The organism is Arthrobacter sp. TmtSoilC79 (assembly GCF_059739405.1).
In genome coordinates, this window is the sequence record NZ_AP046051.1 from 2,067,066 (window position 1) to 2,083,306 (window position 16,241).

Sequence of the window (16,241 nt, forward strand, 5' to 3'; positions counted from 1 at the left end):
TATGGGGCTGTTCAGCGAGTCCGTGGAAGTCGGCTGCACGGAAACGGGCCAGCCAAACACCGTCCAATGGAAAGGAACGCACTACTCAGTGTGCAACCCCCCGGAGCGCTGGTACGAACGACGCCAATGGTGGCTTGAAGAAAGCCGCGCCCCCTTGGGAACCGGAGCAGGCCTGGTGGACCACGAAATATGGCGCGTCCAGCTCCAACCCCTCCACACAGACGCCACAGCTGCAGAACCCATCACCCTTGACCTCGTACGCCACGTCAACAGCGGGCGATGGCGGCTCCTTCGCATCCACGCTGCTGCGCCCGCACGTGCAGTAGAGCCCGACGAAGCAGCGTGAACCCTTGAGCTTTACCCACCTGCACGTCTCCACGGCCTTCAGCGCACACTATGGCGTCTCCTGGCCCGAGGAACTCGCCCAAGCAGCCGCAGCAGACGGAGCCACCGCACTGGCATGTACAGACCGTGACGGCTTGTACGGCACCATCAAACACCTCAAAGCATGCATGGACGCCGGCATCGATCCCATCGTCGGGGTGGACCTGGCAGTCTTCGACGACGACGGCGACCACCGCACCCAAGTCGCGGGCCGCGTCGTCGTCCTCGCCCACGGCAACAACAACGGCGCCGGCTACCGCGCACTCTGCAGGCTCATCTCCGACGCCCACGCCCGAACCTCAGGCAAAGCCGGAGGAACAATCCCCACGGCCATCACCCGCAGCGAACTGGCATCAAGGACACTGGACCCCCAAACCCTCAAACCCGTGCTGACAGTCCTGATCGGACCCGACTCAGATGTTGGACAGGCCATGGGAGGCCGAAAATACCTCAGGCCCAGAACACTCTTCAAACAGTGGATTGACGCCATGCCTCCCGGAACCGTCGTAGCTGAAGTCGTCACCCACCTCAGCGCCCCCGGAGAACCACTCAGCACCGCCCATGCCGTACGGATGCTCAAGCTGGCCCTCGAATACAACATCCCCGCAGTCCTCACCAACGCCGTACGCTATTGCGCCCAAGACGGCGCCGCCACGGCAGATGTCCTGGATTCCGCACGCACCCTCAAATCCCTGCCCGAACTCTCAGCAGCCCCCATGCTCCAACCAACAGGGCAAGGATGGCTGAAAACCGCTGGCCACATGCTCCAACTCGGCAAAGAAATCATGACAGCAGCCGGACAGGGAAAAGCTGACCTCCATAAACTGCTGGCCAACACCGAAGCGCTCGCCGACAAATGCCGCATCAACCCCATCCTGGACATGGGTTGGAAGAAACCCGTGGTTCCGGAAGCCTCCATCATCGGCATCGACACCGATCCCATGGTGGAACTCACCCAGCGTTGCCACGCCGGAATCACCAAGAGGTTCCCCGGCATCACAGGAGAAGCCGAAAAGCAGGTGCGCTCGCGGTTGGAACATGAACTGGGCATCATCGCGCGGCTGGGTTTCGCTTCCTACTTCCTCACCGTTGCAGAGGTATCCAGGATGATCCTCGACATGGGCGTCAGGGTAGCGGCCAGGGGGTCCGGCGCCTCCAGCCTGGTCAACTACCTGATCGATATCAGCCAGGTGGATCCAATCCGCCACGACCTCATTTTTGAACGATTCCTGTCTGGTCGCCGATCCACCCTTCCGGACATTGATATAGACGTCGAAAGCGCCGAAAGGCACAACGTCTATCGAAAGATTTTTGACCGCTTCGGCTCTGAACGCGTCACCCTCATGAGCATGCAGAACGGATATAGGGCGAGGGGGGCTGTTCGGGACGCGGGCCTCGCCTTGGGTATGGACGATGGTGAAGTCGGCGAAATTGCCAAGCAATTGTGGAGGTTCTCAGCCCGCAAGTTCCGTGAGGCATTGGTTGAAAAGCCGGAACTGCGCTCCTTTGCAGGCCGGGTGGAACAAAGGGGCCTGGAGGAAAACCAGCAGCTCGATCTCCTGGTGGACCTTACCGAAAGGTTGGACCGGCTTCCCCGGCACATCTCCATGCATCCATGCGGACTGATTTTGGGTGATGCGACCCTCCTTGACCGCACTCCGGTCCAGCCCAGCGGATTGGGACTGCCCATGAGTCAGTTCGACAAGCACGACATGGATCCCATGGGAATGCTTAAGCTCGATGTCCTGGGCGTACGCATGCAAAGTGCCATGGCGTTTGCTGTCCGGGAAGTCATTCGCCTTCATCCTTCCAAAGCTGAGGTTGTGGCTGCGGGGCGGCATCCTGTGGAACCGGGAGGGACAGGTCCGGACTTTATCGCCGAGGACGGCAGGATCGACCTCAACGCAGTTCCTTTCGACGACGAACCCACTTTCGAGCTGATCCGGAGCACCCACACACTGGGTTGCTTCCAGATCGAGTCCCCTGGTCAGCGGGAGCTCATTGGAAAGATGGCGCCCCGGGAATTCAATGACCTCATCATTGATATCTCGCTCTTCAGGCCCGGGCCCATGAAATCGGACATGGTGCGGCCCTTCCTGGAACACCGGCACGGGTTTGCTCCGGAAAAATATCCCCACCCGGACCTCAAGCCGGCGTTGCAGGAAACGCATGGAGTGACCGTCTTCCATGAACAGATCCTCAAGACCTTCCATGTCATGACCGGGTGCGGGCTGGACAGGGCTGATGAGTTCCGGCGGGCATTGGGCGACGAAGTCCTTGAGCCGGGAGTGGAGAGCTACTTCCGACGCAAGGCCATCAAGAAGTATTCACCCGAGGTGGTGGATGCAGTGTGGGGAACCTTGAAGGCCTTCGGCAGCTTTGGGTTCTGCAAAGCCCATGGAGCAGCCTTTGCTGTGCCCACCTATCAATCTGCTTGGCTGAAAGCCCACCATCCGGAAGCCTTTCTGGCCGGACTATGGGAACACGATCCTGGAATGTACCCAAAGCGCCTCCTGGTGGCAGAAGCACGCAGGTTGGGCATCCCCATCCTGCCCTTGGACATCAACCGCAGCCAGGCCGAATACCGGGTGGAAAAAATCCAGGACGGTCCCCATCACGGCAAACTCGGGATCCGGTTGAGCCTTACGGGAATCTACGGCCTGTCGGGAGCTGAGCTCAAAAGAATCGTGGCAGGCCAGCCCTTTGATTCCCTGGCTGACCTCCGGGCGCGCGCCAGGGTAAGCAAGCCCAACATCAAGAGGCTTGCCCAGCTTGGGGCTTTTGATGCCCTTCATCATGACTCCGGGGGTAAAGCCAACAGGGCTGACCTTGTGCAACACCTCCAGGCCCTCCAAAGCAGCCCGTCCAAAAAAGCTGCCGACGTCATTGAAGGGCAATTGTCATTTGCCTTTGGTGATGTTGAGCTCCGGAACCTGGCTCCGGAACTTCCCGAGCCTTCCATGGTGGACAACGTCAGGGCAGAGCTTGACCTGATGGCCGTCGATGTCAGCGAACACCTCATGGACAGTCACCGTCCATTGCTGGACAAGCTGGGAGTCACCACTGCAGATAAGCTCCTTGGTCTTCGCAACGGGACCGAAGTGCTGGTGGCGGGAGTGAGGGTCGCCACCCAGACCCCGCCCATGCGTGGTGGCAGGCGTGTGGTCTTCATCAGCATCGATGACGGTACTGGTTGCGTGGATTCCGTCTTTTTCCATGAAGCGCAGGAAGAATCCGGACCCCTGCTGTTTGGTACCCGTTTGCTGCTGATCCGCGGAACCACCAGGCGGACAGGTCCCAAAGGCATCAGCATCAGCGCCACCAAAGCGTGGGATTTGAGCCGGCCCGAAACGTTGCCCTATGCCGAACCCGTTCCATCCGGAGGTGCCCTGCCGGATGAATACACCCACAGGGGAGCATTGCATGGCATCTCCAGGAACCTCGCCATCACTGGCCTGGGCAGCTGAACGGGCGGCTGCTTGCGCTGCTGCTTGGGCGTCGGCGCGCTGCTTTGGCCGCCCCCGCTGAAGCAGATACGATTGACGGTGGCTGGCTGTGGTCCCCGTACGCCACAAGCTATGAAGCCTTAACCATGAATAGGAGACACCCGTGTCAGATGCCCAACAGATCACCCTCATCGTCGATGGCGAAGAGACCAAGGTGACGGAAGGGACTACCGGCGCGGAACTCTTCTTCGAGCGCCGCGACGTCGTTGTAGCCCGTGTCAATGGAGTGTTGAAGGACCTTGACCAGGTCCTCACCGAGGGCGCGGACGTCGAAGGCGTCACCATCGATTCCCCTGATGGACTCAACGTCCTTCGCCACTCCACAGCCCACGTCATGGCGCAGGCTGTGCAGCAGTTGCGCCCCGACGCCAAGCTTGGCATCGGCCCCTACATCACTGACGGCTTCTACTTCGACTTCGACGTCGCCGAGCCGTTCACCCCTGAAGACCTGCGCACCCTGGAAAAGATGATGCAGAAGATCATCAACCAGAACCAGAAGTTCGTCCGCCGTGTGGTTACTGAAGAAGAAGCCCGCGAAGCAATGTCCAACGAGCCCTACAAGCTGGAGCTGTTGGGCAAGAAGAACGACTCAACCGACGCCGCGGAAGGCGTCAATGTTGAGGTCGGCGCCGGCGACATCACTATCTACGACAATGTGGATCGCAAGAGTGGCGAAAGCATCTGGTGCGACCTTTGCCGTGGTCCCCACCTGCAGAACACCAAAATCATCTCCAACGCCTTCGCATTGACGCGTTCTTCCGCTGCCTACTGGCTGGGCAACCAGAACAACCAGCAGCTCCAGCGCATCTACGGAACCGCCTGGCCAACCAAGGAAGCACTCAAGGCCTACCAGGAGCGGATTGCCGAAGCTGAGCGCCGCGACCACCGCAAGCTTGGCGTGGAGCTTGACCTGTTCTCCTTCCCTGACGAGCTTGGCTCGGGCCTTCCGGTCTTCCACCCCAAGGGCGGCATCATCCGCAAGGCCATGGAGGACTATTCCCGTCAGCGCCACGTGGATGCCGGCTACGAGTTCGTCTACACCCCGCACATCACCAAGGGGCACCTCTACGAGGTTTCCGGACACCTTGACTGGTACAAGGACGGTATGTTCCCCGCGATGCAGGTGGACGCCGAATTCAACGAAGACGGTACCGTTCGCAAACCGGCCCAGGACTACTACCTGAAGCCGATGAACTGCCCCATGCACAACCTGATCTTCCGCTCCCGCGGCCGCTCCTACCGCGAACTTCCGCTGCGCCTGTTCGAGTTTGGTTCGGTCTACCGCTACGAAAAGTCCGGCGTCGTGCACGGGCTGACACGTGTCCGGGGCATGACACAGGACGACGCCCACATCTACTGCACCCGCGAGCAGATGAAGGACGAGCTCACCACCACGTTGAACTTTGTCCTGGGCCTCCTCAAGGATTACGGCCTGGACGACTTCTATCTGGAGCTCTCCACCAAGAACGAAGAAAAATTCGTTGGTGACGATGCCGCATGGGAGGAAGCCACCCGCACGTTGTCCGAGGTTGCCGCCGCTTCCGGCCTGGAACTGGTGCCGGATCCGGGTGGAGCTGCCTTCTACGGCCCCAAGATCTCGGTGCAGGCCAAGGACGCCCTGGGCAGGACCTGGCAAATGTCCACCATCCAGCTCGACTTCAATCTGCCGGAGCGCTTTGAGCTTGAGTACCAGGCTGCGGACGGGACCCGGCAACGCCCGGTCATGATCCACCGGGCACTCTTCGGATCCGTGGAACGCTTCATGGGCGTCCTCACGGAGCACTACGCAGGTGCGTTCCCGGCATGGCTCGCCCCCGTCCAGGTCGTGGGTATCCCGGTGGCCGAGACTTTCAACGACTACATGTTCGACGTCGTTGGGCAGCTTAAGGCAGCAGGCATACGCGCCGAAGTGGATATCTCCTCTGACCGCTTCCCCAAGAAGATCCGCACGGCCAGCAAGGACAAGATTCCCTTCGTCCTGATCGCCGGTGGCGAGGATGCAGAAGCCGGCGCTGTTTCGTTCCGCTTCCGCGACGGCAGCCAGGACAACGGCGTGCCCGTGGCGGAGGCGGTCCGCAGGATTGTGGACGCCGTCAAGAACCGCGAGAGCTGACGGAACGGACAAAGAGACGGTGCAGGAGAACACAGACGCGACAACCGGGATTCCGGGCGACGCCGAGGTAACCGATGACTTCGGACTTGCGGGCGTGCCGGACGCGTTTCAGCGCCTGTGGACTCCGCACCGCATGGCCTACATCAAGGGCGGGCAGGATCAGTTCAAGAACAAGGACGACTGCCCGTTCTGTGTAGGACCCACACGATCGGACGAGGAATCGCTGATCGTGCACCGGGGAAGGACCTGCTATGTGGTCCTGAACCTTTTCCCGTACAACCCGGGGCACTTGCTGATATGCCCCTACCGCCATGTCCCTGACTACACGGACATCACGGTGGAGGAGACGGCAGAGTTCGCCGACCTCACCCAAACCGCCATGCGGGTACTGCGGAAAGTGTCAAACCCCAGCGGTTTCAACCTTGGGATGAACCAAGGCGTCACCGGTGGCGCGGGAATCGCAGCGCATCTCCACCAGCACGTGGTTCCGCGCTGGGGTGGGGACGGAAACTTCTTCCCCATCATCGCCCAGACCAAGGCCATCACGCAGACGCTGGACGAAGTCCGCAAGCTCGTGGCCGAAGCCTGGCCGGGGGAGTCGAATGCTCAATAGGCATGCGCGCGGCTTCTTCACTTCACTTTTCACACCACTTGCGCGCTGGCTCCTCAAGATCGGCGTGTCCCCGGATGCGGTGACCATGGCCGGCACCGCCGGGGTCATCCTGGGTGGCTTGGTGCTGTATCCCCTCGGGCACCTGTGGTGGGGCTCCGTAGTGGTGGCCTTCTTCGCTTTCTCCGACGTCGTTGATGGAATCATGGCGCGGCTTCAAGGCCGAAGCGGCGGTTGGGGCAACTTCCTGGATTCCACCCTCGACCGCTTGGCCGACGGTGCAATCTTCGCCGGTATCACCATCTGGTTCTTCACCCGGGGTGAGGATCCGGCGATCGGAACAGCCGCCGTCGTCTGCCTCGTTCTTGGCATGGTGGTCTCCTATGCCAGGGCCAAAGCCGAGTCCTTGGGCTACCAGGCCAGCGTGGGGATCGCAGAGCGGGCCGAACGGTTGGCGTCCGTTCTGCTCATCACCGGCCTGACCGGGCTTGGGCTCCCTCCAGTGGTGCTGTTCGGCACCTTGATCCTGCTGGCACTGGCAAGCGTGGTGACCATCATCCAGAGGATGTCCACCGTGCACCGCCAGGCGATGGCCGAGACCGGCGGGACCCCCGCCGGCCAGGGCTAACCGCAGGCCAGCGGACAGGGAACTGGCAAACGGCCAAACCCGTCCCTTGGCTGTTGTGCACCTGTCCTACCACAGCCCCGTTTGTTGCCCTCCGGGCAGGTAATGAATGTACTGCCACCACGGAACGTGCGACTACTATTACTAGTACTTGGTCACCCTGACCTGAAACCCGGTGTGCGCTGATTGCGGTCGTGTGGCTGCGCGCGCCTCCGGCAAGAAGGTCGTTTATCTACCCATAGGGGTTTTTGTGTCTACACCAGATGTAAGCAACGAAGCCGGTTCGTCCGCGAACAGCGTCACGGGCAGCAGCCGCGTCAAGCGGGGCATGGCGGAGATGCTCAAGGGCGGCGTCATCATGGACGTCGTTAACGTCGAGCAGGCCCGCATCGCCGAGGATGCCGGTGCCGTGGCTGTCATGGCGCTCGAGCGAGTGCCTGCCGATATCCGCGCCCAGGGCGGCGTGTCCCGCATGTCGGACCCGGACATGATCGATGCGATCATCGCCGCGGTGTCCATCCCGGTCATGGCGAAGGCCCGCATTGGCCACTTCGTTGAAGCCCAGGTCCTGCAGTCCCTCGGTGTTGACTACATCGACGAGTCCGAGGTCCTGACCCCGGCCGACTACATCAACCACATCGACAAGTGGAACTTCACCGTCCCGTTCGTTTGTGGTGCCACCAACCTTGGTGAGGCGCTGCGCCGCATCAACGAGGGCGCGGCGATGATCCGTTCCAAGGGCGAGGCCGGCACCGGTGATGTTTCCAACGCCACCGGGCACATGCGCAAGATCCGCTCGGAAATCGCCAAGCTCGCAGCCCTTCCCGAGGACGAGCTGTACGTTGCGGCCAAGGAACTGCAGGCCCCGTACGAATTGGTCAAGGAAGTTGCCGCTACCGGCAAGCTCCCCGTCGTGCTGTTCACCGCCGGCGGCATCGCTACTCCGGCTGACGCTGCGATGATGATGCAGCTCGGCGCCGACGGTGTGTTCGTTGGTTCGGGCATTTTCAAGTCCGGCAACCCGGCAGAGCGCGCCGCCGCCGTCGTCAAGGCCACCACGTTCCATGATGATCCCGATGTCATCGCCAAGGTCTCCCGAGGACTTGGTGAAGCCATGGTGGGCATCAACGTCGACGAGATCCCGCAGCCGCACCGCCTCGCAGAGCGCGGCTGGTAGGTCTCACTTAGGGTTCCCGCCAAGGCGGGTACCGATCCTCTGCGTGCTATTCCCCGCTCTCGCTGCCGCGATTCTGATGGTGGCCAGGGCGGGGGCCCTTTTACGCACGCTGCCGGATCGGTACCCGTCTTTCGGCTTTAAAGCTCGGGTTCTGTTTAATCCAGTCCCCGGCGCTTCAGAAGGGGTTCCAGCTTGGCATCCCTGCCTCGGAAGGCCCGGAAGGACTCCAACGGGTCACGGCTGTTTCCCCGGGAGAGCAGCTCCGAGCGGAAGTGATCTCCGTTGGCCCGGGTCAGGCCGCCATTTTCCTTGAACCATTCCACGGTATCGGCATCCAATACCTCGCTCCTGATGTAGGAGTAATAGCCTGCCGCGTAGCCTGCGCCGGCGAAGATGTGCTGGAAGTAGCCCGTCCGGTACCGGGGCGGAATGAGCGGGTGCGCGATGCCGGCGTCGGACAGGGCCTTGGCTTCGAACGCTATGACATCGTCCGGGACCTCAGCTTCTGCCAGTACGTGCCAGGCCAGGTCCAGCAGGGCCGCCCCAAGGTACTCGGTGGTGGCGAAGCCTTCGCCCCAGAGGAGTGAGTCATTAAGCTTGTCCACTGTGGCCTGGGGGAGGGATTCCCCGGTGGAGAAATGGCGGGCATAGTTGGCCAGGATGTCAGGCCACATGATCCACATTTCATTGACCTGCGAGGGGTACTCCACAAAGTCGCGCGGGACGGACGTTCCGGAGAAGCGCGGATAGGTCACGTTCGAGAACAGGCCGTGCAGTGCATGGCCGAACTCGTGGAAAACCGTCCGGACTTCATCAAGGGTCAACAGCGTGGGCTCGCCGGGGGCAGGCTTGGTGATGTTGAGGTTGTTGATGACCACGGACTTTGTACCCAACAGCCCGGACTGTTGCACCAAGGAATTCATCCAGGCACCCCCGCGCTTGGACTCCCGGGTGTAGTAGTCGCCCAGGAACAGGCCAAGGCCGCTGCCGTCCTGATCCCGGACCTCCCAGACGCGCACGTCCGGGTGGTAGCCCTCAAGGTCCCCACGTTCGTGGAAAGTTATCCCGTAAAGTCCGGTAGCTGCGTGGAATATGCCGTCTGTCAGTAAGGTCTCCAGGCTGAAGTACGGGCGCAGCGCCTGCTCGTCGACCTCGAACTTGTCCTTTCGGACACGGGCGGAGTAGTAGGCCCAGTCCCATGGTTCCAGGTCGTGCCCGGCCGAGGCAGCCAGGGCCTCGGCTTCGGATTGGGCGTTCCTGACGGCCGCCGGGGCCAGCTTCCCCAGCATGGCCTTGACCTCGCCGAAGTCCGGTGCGGTCTGCCGGTCCACTACAAGCTCGGCATAGTTGGCGAAACCGAGGAGTCTGGCCTTTTCCGCGCGCAACCGGACGGTAGCTCCCACAAGCTCACGCGTGTCCAAGCCTCCGCCGTTGCTGCCTCGCGCGAGGGACGCTTCGTACAAACGACGCCGGATGGCCCGGTTCTCCAGCGAAGCAAGGGCAGGTTGGTTGCTGGGTTGGATGAGCGTGAGTAAGTATTTGCCTTCGTATCCGGCCGTTTTGGCTGCCTCCGACGCACCGGAGACGTCTTCAGCCGGCAGTCCTGCCAGGTCTGCGGCGTCGTCGAGCAGCAGGGCAGCTGACTTCATGCCTTCTTTGACCCGCTGGCCGAATTCGGTTCCCAGCCGGGAGAGCTCAGCGTTGATTTGCCGCAGGCGTTGTTGTCCGGCGGCATCAAGCTGAATGCCGGACTGCCGGAACTCCTTCAGGTATTCCTCAACCAGGCGCGTCGATTCCGGGTCAAGATCCGCAACGTCGATCGCGGCGAAGCGTTCATACAGGGCGCGGTTCATGTAGACGGCATCCTGGTGCGCCGAAAACTTCGGCGACAACTCTGTTTCAAGGGCTTTGATTTCATCAGAGGCGTCTGCCGAGACCACGGTGAAAAATGCTGCAGCGGCCCTCTCCAGAAGTTGTCCCGAACGTTCCATGGCCACGGCCGTGTTCTGGAAAGTCGCCGGATCCGGGTTGTCCGTGATGGCACTGATTTCCTGCAGGTGCCCGGCCAGGCCGGCGTCGACAGCTTCTGCGTAGTGTCCGGCGTTGATGCCGGCGAAAGGCGGAAGTCCGTAGGGCAGCGGGCTGGGGCTCAGGAGGGGATTGGTCATGAAGTGACTCTTTCACGTAAGAATCGTGTCCTCAAGGGTGGCACGCCCCGGCCGGCCCTTCTTCCGCCGTAGGATGAAAAACATGGGGAATATCACATCCAAGGCGGGGCTGATCAGTCATTCACGGGCCGCAATTCTCATGCTGACTTTGGTTGCTGCGTTCTCCGTGGGCGGCTGCGGTGTCATTGCCGAAACCGAAAACCAGAACCGCAGTGCTGCCGCTAGTGCTCCCGCTTCGGAGTCACCAGCACCTACTCGGACCCCGGCGCCCAACCCCACACCGGGCGAAGGCCCTGCCTGTCCGGAACTTCGCTGCACCTCCATCACCGTAACCGGTGACATGCTGGTCCACACCCAATTGTGGCAACAGGCAAGGGCCGACGCCGCGGCGGCCGGCCTCCCGGGATATACGTTCGTCCCCCTCCTCGAAGGGCAACGGCGCTACATCCGTAACAGCGATCTCGCGATCTGTCATCAGGAAACACCTGTCGCCACCCCTGAGGGTCCCTTCTCGGCCTACCCGTCCTTCAACGTTCCCCCGCAGATCATCGCGGCCTCAAAGGACATCGGTTACCAGGCGTGCACCACAGCCAGCAACCACACCATTGACCGGGGAACCGACGGCCTCCTGCGAACCCTCGATGCCCTCGACGCAGCAGGGCTGAAGCACACCGGTTCTTATCGGACCGAGGCGGCTTCCAAAGAAATACTGATGCTTGAAACGGACGCGGCCAAGGTCGCCGTGATCATTGGTACGTACGGGCACAACGGGCAGATCCCCGAATACCCCTGGCTGGTTGACGAGCTGGACCCTGCAGCCATGATCGCCAAGGCAACGCAGGCCAGAGCCCAGGGCGCGGACATAGTCCTCGGAGTGATGCATGCCGGTGACGAGTACGCCAGCGAAGCGAATACACAGCAGCAGGACGTTGCGCACGCGCTGGTGGACAGCGGCCAGTTCACCATGATCTATGGGCACCACACGCATTCGGTACTGCCGATCGAGAATTACAAGGGCACGTGGATTGTGTACGGGCTGGGCAACGGGATCACCGAGTTGTCGCCTTGGTATGTGGTCAACAATGAAGGATTGCTGGTCAGGGCCCAGTTCAGCCAAAACACAGCCGGAACCTGGACGGCTTCTGATCTTGCCTGGGCACCGTCGGTCATTGTCCGTGATCCCTACCGGTGGTGCTCGGTGTCCAGCGACGCCCCGCAGGGTGTCTGCGCATCACCGGCAGCCGACGCTGCCACCTATCAACGGACCAAGTCGGTGGTTGAGTCCATGGGCGCCGCCACCGCAGGCGCCCACGAACTGTTGATCACCAAGGAAAAGTAGCGCCTACCGCGGACGCTTTGCGGCGTGTTCGCGCGCGAGGCGGGCGTAGTCGTCGTCGGGCGTTCCCGGCACGAAGGTCCCGTACTTTCGCTCCGCCGCAGTCCGGATGAGGAAGTCGGCAATTGCCGGATTCTTCGGCAGCAGCGAACCGTGGAGGTAACTGGCCACCACGTTGTTAAACCGCGCGCCCTCGTGCCCGTCTTTGCTGTTGTTGCCGGCGCCCTTGGTGACGGTCCCGAGGGGTTCGACGCCGGGACCAAGGGTGGTTTGGCCGCTGTGGTTCTCGTAGCCCATGATGTCGCCGAACTCGGCCGACTTCATGAGCACGTTGCCGATCAACCGTTCATCCGTCCCGTGGGTTTCGACATCCAGGATCCCGATTCCGGGAATGACCGGCCCGGCGCTGGTCTTGAAGAATTTCCCAAAGAGCTGGTAGAGACCACAGATCACCAACATCGGCGCACCGTCATCGGCCAGTTCCCGGAGATGGTCCGCCCGTGCCTGGAGGTCGTCCTGGATGACCACCTGTCCGCTGTCCTGCCCGCCTCCACCGACCACGATGTCAATATCTGCGGGAAACTCGTCACCCACGTTGTACTCAAGCAGTTCCGGCGTGTATCCGTGCCACTTGATCCGTTGTTGGAGCACCAAAGCGTTCCCCCAGTCCCCGTAAATGTTCATCTCCCGGGGATAGAGCTGGAGGACACGGAGGGTTCCCTTGCTGGGCTGCTGTGATTCCGAGGTCATGAGACCACCTCAACTATGGTGATTTTGGCGAGTTCGCGACGAATGGCAAGCATGGACGTGTAAGTGCAGAAAATCCGTTTGGGCTTGCCGCGCGAGCCGTTGATGAAGGTGCGCAAAGCGGCGGTGATGTCCGGTTCCACTGTGCCGAAGGGAACTTCGTCGTACTGCAGCCGCAGGGCCATGTCGTAGGCGCGGACGCCGGTGAGGACTTCCACCCCATCCTCGCGCAACGACTCGAACTCAACGTCCCAGAGCCAGGACATATCCCTGCCGTCCGCGTAGTTGTCGTTGATGGCAATCATGGTGGCGTAGCCGCCTGCCGGGAAGGACTTGAGCCCGAGGCGGAAGCCACTGGGGTTCTTCACCAGGACCAGTTCCAGGGGTTGTCCATCGACGGTCAGGCTTTCACCGCGTCCAAAGGCGGGAGCAACATCGCCCAGGGCTTTGACCAATTTGGGAGTATCAACCGGGCCGGTACCCAGGACAGCGCGCGCCAGCGACAAAGCGGCAGCGGCATTGAAGATGTTGTAGACGCCACGCAGCTTCATGGCGGTACTGACAGTTTCGCCGTCGAACTCGAAGTCAGCGTCCTGCGCACCTACCCGTCGGAGTACGACGTCGGCAGCCGGCAGGTCTACCGGCTCGCCTGCCGCGGCGGCCACCGAGGTACCGGACGGTGATGGTCCGGAGCCGGCGGTCCGCATGTCGTCATCATTGGGAAAAGTGCTGCGCAGGGACTCGTCAAGGCCGAAGTAACGGATGACGGGGTGATGGGGCGCATCCGGGACGTTAATGACATTGGAGATACGGGCCACCCGCGGATCCTCGCGGTTCAACACCACCGTGTCCGTCGTCCTGGACGCGATGTGCTCGAGCAAGCGGGCCGTCTTGTCGATTTCTCCAAAGCGGTCCAACTGGTCACGAAGGACATTGAGCAGGAGGCTGAACCGGGGCTGGACCTTGTTGACGAAATGCACCGCATGGGCTTCGTCGAGTTCAAGGATGGCAATGTCCGCATCGAGGCGTCCCCGCCAGTCCACCTCACCGAGGAGGGAGGCTGCCACGCCGCGGGTGAAGTTGCTCCCGCTGCGGTTGGTGAAGACCTTGAGGCCTTGGCTTTCGAGGAGTTCCACCACCATTTTGGTGGTGGTGGTCTTGCCGTTGGTGCCACTGACCACTGCCACGCCGTGGGGGAGCGAGGCCAGCGTTCGCTGCATGAAGCCGGGATCGATTTTCTCGACCACCAGGCCGGGAAAAGCTGATCCTCCGCCCCGAAGCCGGGACAGTGTGCGGACCAGCTTGCCGAGGGGGACGCTGAAGGAAAGCATGCTCTGTAATATATCCCAGTCAGGGCATGGAACCCGGCCCGGGGTGGGTGCCCCGAGGACGCGGAAGACCCCGGCCAAGGCGCAGCGCACTATGATGGATCAATGACCAACCCCCTTTCCGACGCTTCAACGCGCGTGGGTTCAGGACTCAGGATCGGCGTTCTGGCACTCCAGGGCGACTTCCGCGAGCATCTCCACGCCGTCGAGGCCGCTGGAGCCACTGGCGTAGGCATCCGTCGGCCATCCGAGCTGGACGACGTCGACGGCCTGATCATCCCCGGCGGCGAATCCACCACCATCGACAAATTGTCGCGGATCTTCGAATTGCGCGGTCCCATCCAAAAGCGCATAGCGGACGGTCTTCCCGTCTACGGTTCCTGCGCCGGGATGATCCTGCTGGCCAATGAAATCGCCGACCCCGCCAAGGATCTTGACGGCAATCCGCAGCAAACGTTCGGTGGCCTGGACATCACTGTGCGGCGAAACGCCTTCGGACGCCAGCGCGAATCCTTCGAAACGGACCTTGATTTCAAGGGCCTGGACTTCAGCGCAGGAGAGGCCGGCGTGGATCCCGTCCACGCCGTCTTCATTCGCGGGCCGTGGGTGGAGCGCGTTGGCCCCGACGTTGAAATCCTGGCGCAGGTCGATCCCGACCACGCCGGCCACACTGATGCTTTGCACGGAGTGGCTAGAATTGTTGCAGTGCGCTCGGGCCACCTGCTGGCCACCTCCTTCCATCCGGAAGTGACCGGGGAGAAGCGCGTGCATGAACTCTTTATTCGAATGATCAGAGGAGAAGCGTAAAGCATGTCAGGCCACTCCAAATGGGCGACCACCAAGCACAAAAAAGCCATCATTGACAGCCGGCGTGCAAAGTCGTTCGCGAAACTGATCAAGAACATCGAAGTTGCTGCCCGTATGGGCGGACCGGACCTCGCCGGCAACCCCGGCCTGGAACTGGCCGTTACCAAGGCCAAGAAGACTTCGGTACCCAACGACAACATCGATCGCGCCATCAAGCGCGGAGCGGGCCTCACGGGCGAGGTCGTGGATTACACCGAGATCATGTACGAAGCCCGCGGCCCCCAAGGCTCGGCACTGCTGATCGAATGTCTGACCGACAACAAGAACCGGGCGGCATCCGAAGTCCGCCTCGCCATTTCCCGCAATGGCGGCACCATTGCCGACCCCGGTTCCGTCAGCTACCTCTTTGCCCGGAAGGGCGTAGTGGTCCTGCCGAAGAACGGCCTCAGCGAGGATGACATCCTGATGGCTGTACTGGAAGCCGGAGCCGAAGAAGTGAAGGACAGCGGCGAGAACTGGGAAATCCATTCCGAGCCCTCCGACCTCCAGGCCATCCGCGATGCTCTCAAGGAGGCCGGCATCGACTACGAAACCGATGAGGCCGAATTCGTTCCGTCCATGCAGGTGGAACTCGACGTCGATGGCGCCAGGAAATTCATGAAGCTCGTCGATGCCTTGGAAGACCTGGACGATGTCCAGAACGTCTACAGCAACGCCGACCTCAGCGAGGAAGTACAGGCTGCCCTCGACGCCGACTAGGCGGGGCGGCATTCACCAGTGGTACAAAACAGGAAGGCCCGGACTTGACTCTTCGCGTATTAGGAGTCGATCCGGGCCTCACCCGTTGCGGCATAGGCGTTGTGGACATCGAGCGGAACCGCAGGGCCACCATGGTGGCAGTTGGGGTGGTGGGCACCTCTGCGGACCTGACCCTGGACAAGCGCCTGTTGGTGATCGCGGAAGCGATCGATGAATGGCTGGACCGGCACGAGCCCGATGTCGTCGCCGTCGAACGCGTCTTTTCGCAAATGAACGTCAGCACGGTAATGGGCGTGGCCCAGGCCTCCGGCGTCGTCATTGCCGCTGCAGCCCGTCGCGGCATCCCGGTAGCCCTGCACACGCCCTCCGAGGTCAAAGCTGCGGTAACCGGCAGCGGCACTGCGAACAAGGAGGCCGTCACCAAGCTCGTGACCAAGATCCTGCGACTCAGTGCTGCACCCAAACCCGCCGATGCCGCCGACGCCCTGGCACTTGCCCTCACCCACGCATGGCGGGCGGGCAGCGGAATGGGTGCGGCCGGTGGAGCCTCCGGGGCCGGTTCGCTGACGCCGGCCCAAAAGGCCTGGGCTGATGCCGAAGCCAAAGCGCGCCGCGCACGGTGATTTCCGTCCGCTCTTGCTAGGGTATTCGTAGATATGTTCGGATAGTTCACTTGGGCCG

The 16,241-nt window shown here is 61.8% G+C and carries 13 protein-coding genes; 10 read left to right on the top strand and 3 right to left on the bottom strand.

Annotated elements, in window-relative coordinates:
* Position 1 precedes the first annotated feature (1 nt).
* The 6 genes from AC6JA3_RS09640 (at position 2) to pdxS (ending at position 8,415) form a co-directional block, all read left to right on the top strand.
* Positions 2 to 346: a DUF6504 family protein gene (locus tag AC6JA3_RS09640; protein WP_223943204.1), complete on the top strand. Its 345-nt coding sequence runs from the start codon at positions 2 to 4 to the stop codon at positions 344 to 346.
* 4 nt (positions 347 to 350) lie between these two features.
* Positions 351 to 3,851, top strand: coding sequence for a DNA polymerase III subunit alpha (locus AC6JA3_RS09645; protein WP_497920101.1), 3,501 nt, complete (start codon positions 351 to 353; stop codon positions 3,849 to 3,851).
* Positions 3,852 to 3,993: 142 nt separating this feature from the next.
* Positions 3,994 to 6,003, top strand: a complete 2,010-nt coding sequence (thrS, locus tag AC6JA3_RS09650) for a threonine--tRNA ligase (protein WP_026542448.1) — start codon at positions 3,994 to 3,996, stop codon at positions 6,001 to 6,003.
* 19 nt (positions 6,004 to 6,022) lie between these two features.
* The gene (locus AC6JA3_RS09655; RefSeq protein WP_026542449.1) at positions 6,023 to 6,616 is read left to right on the top strand and encodes an HIT family protein; all 594 of its coding nucleotides are present in this window, start codon (positions 6,023 to 6,025) and stop codon (positions 6,614 to 6,616) included.
* Positions 6,606 to 7,241, top strand: coding sequence for a phosphatidylinositol phosphate synthase (gene pgsA / locus AC6JA3_RS09660; protein WP_026542450.1), 636 nt, complete (start codon positions 6,606 to 6,608; stop codon positions 7,239 to 7,241). The genes AC6JA3_RS09655 and pgsA overlap by 11 nt, the downstream gene beginning before the upstream one ends.
* A gap of 247 nt (positions 7,242 to 7,488) precedes the next feature.
* A complete protein-coding gene (gene pdxS / locus AC6JA3_RS09665) occupies positions 7,489 to 8,415 on the top strand; it encodes a pyridoxal 5'-phosphate synthase lyase subunit PdxS (protein ID WP_105693961.1) in 927 nt (308 codons plus the stop codon).
* 155 nt (positions 8,416 to 8,570) lie between these two features.
* Here the strand turns inward: pdxS and AC6JA3_RS09670 are convergent, their stop codons facing one another.
* Entirely contained in the window at positions 8,571 to 10,583 is a 2,013-nt protein-coding gene (locus tag AC6JA3_RS09670; RefSeq protein WP_497920102.1) for a M3 family metallopeptidase, read from the bottom strand.
* A gap of 82 nt (positions 10,584 to 10,665) precedes the next feature.
* Here AC6JA3_RS09670 and AC6JA3_RS09675 point away from each other — a divergent pair, with 82 nt between their 5' ends.
* The gene (locus tag AC6JA3_RS09675; protein WP_497920103.1) at positions 10,666 to 11,922 is read left to right on the top strand and encodes a CapA family protein; all 1,257 of its coding nucleotides are present in this window, start codon (positions 10,666 to 10,668) and stop codon (positions 11,920 to 11,922) included.
* A 3-nt stretch (positions 11,923 to 11,925) separates the two neighbouring features.
* Here the strand turns inward: AC6JA3_RS09675 and AC6JA3_RS09680 are convergent, their stop codons facing one another.
* Entirely contained in the window at positions 11,926 to 12,669 is a 744-nt protein-coding gene (locus AC6JA3_RS09680) for a type 1 glutamine amidotransferase (RefSeq protein ID WP_497920104.1), read from the bottom strand.
* Positions 12,666 to 13,997, bottom strand: coding sequence for a Mur ligase family protein (locus tag AC6JA3_RS09685; protein ID WP_026540837.1), 1,332 nt, complete (start codon positions 13,995 to 13,997; stop codon positions 12,666 to 12,668). Before AC6JA3_RS09685 ends, AC6JA3_RS09680 begins: the two co-directional genes overlap by 4 nt.
* 102 nt (positions 13,998 to 14,099) lie before the next feature.
* Between AC6JA3_RS09685 and pdxT the strand changes: the two genes are divergently transcribed.
* The 3 genes from pdxT to ruvC are packed head-to-tail and all read left to right on the top strand — an operon-like array spanning position 14,100 to position 16,183.
* The gene (pdxT, locus tag AC6JA3_RS09690; protein WP_026540836.1) at positions 14,100 to 14,801 is read left to right on the top strand and encodes a pyridoxal 5'-phosphate synthase glutaminase subunit PdxT; all 702 of its coding nucleotides are present in this window, start codon (positions 14,100 to 14,102) and stop codon (positions 14,799 to 14,801) included.
* A gap of 3 nt (positions 14,802 to 14,804) precedes the next feature.
* The gene (locus tag AC6JA3_RS09695) at positions 14,805 to 15,560 is read left to right on the top strand and encodes a YebC/PmpR family DNA-binding transcriptional regulator (protein WP_026540835.1); all 756 of its coding nucleotides are present in this window, start codon (positions 14,805 to 14,807) and stop codon (positions 15,558 to 15,560) included.
* A 44-nt stretch (positions 15,561 to 15,604) separates the two neighbouring features.
* Complete coding sequence (gene ruvC / locus AC6JA3_RS09700) at positions 15,605 to 16,183, top strand: crossover junction endodeoxyribonuclease RuvC (protein WP_026540834.1); 579 nt, start codon at positions 15,605 to 15,607, stop codon at positions 16,181 to 16,183.
* Positions 16,184 to 16,241: the final 58 nt, after the last annotated feature.

Bases quoted from the DNA above. Each gene is read 5' to 3' on its own strand.
- pdxT (WP_026540836.1), top strand. From the start codon at position 14,100: ATGACCAACCCCCTTTCCGACGCTTCAACGCGCGTGGGTTCAGGACTC.
- AC6JA3_RS09680 (WP_497920104.1), bottom strand. From the start codon at position 12,669: ATGACCTCGGAATCACAGCAGCCCAGCAAGGGAACCCTCCGTGTCCTC.
- AC6JA3_RS09640 (WP_223943204.1), top strand. From the start codon at position 2: ATGGGGCTGTTCAGCGAGTCCGTGGAAGTCGGCTGCACGGAAACGGGC.
- AC6JA3_RS09670 (WP_497920102.1), bottom strand. From the start codon at position 10,583: ATGACCAATCCCCTCCTGAGCCCCAGCCCGCTGCCCTACGGACTTCCG.
- AC6JA3_RS09675 (WP_497920103.1), top strand. From the start codon at position 10,666: ATGGGGAATATCACATCCAAGGCGGGGCTGATCAGTCATTCACGGGCC.
- AC6JA3_RS09695 (WP_026540835.1), top strand. From the start codon at position 14,805: ATGTCAGGCCACTCCAAATGGGCGACCACCAAGCACAAAAAAGCCATC.
- pgsA (WP_026542450.1), top strand. From the start codon at position 6,606: ATGCTCAATAGGCATGCGCGCGGCTTCTTCACTTCACTTTTCACACCA.
- AC6JA3_RS09685 (WP_026540837.1), bottom strand. From the start codon at position 13,997: ATGCTTTCCTTCAGCGTCCCCCTCGGCAAGCTGGTCCGCACACTGTCC.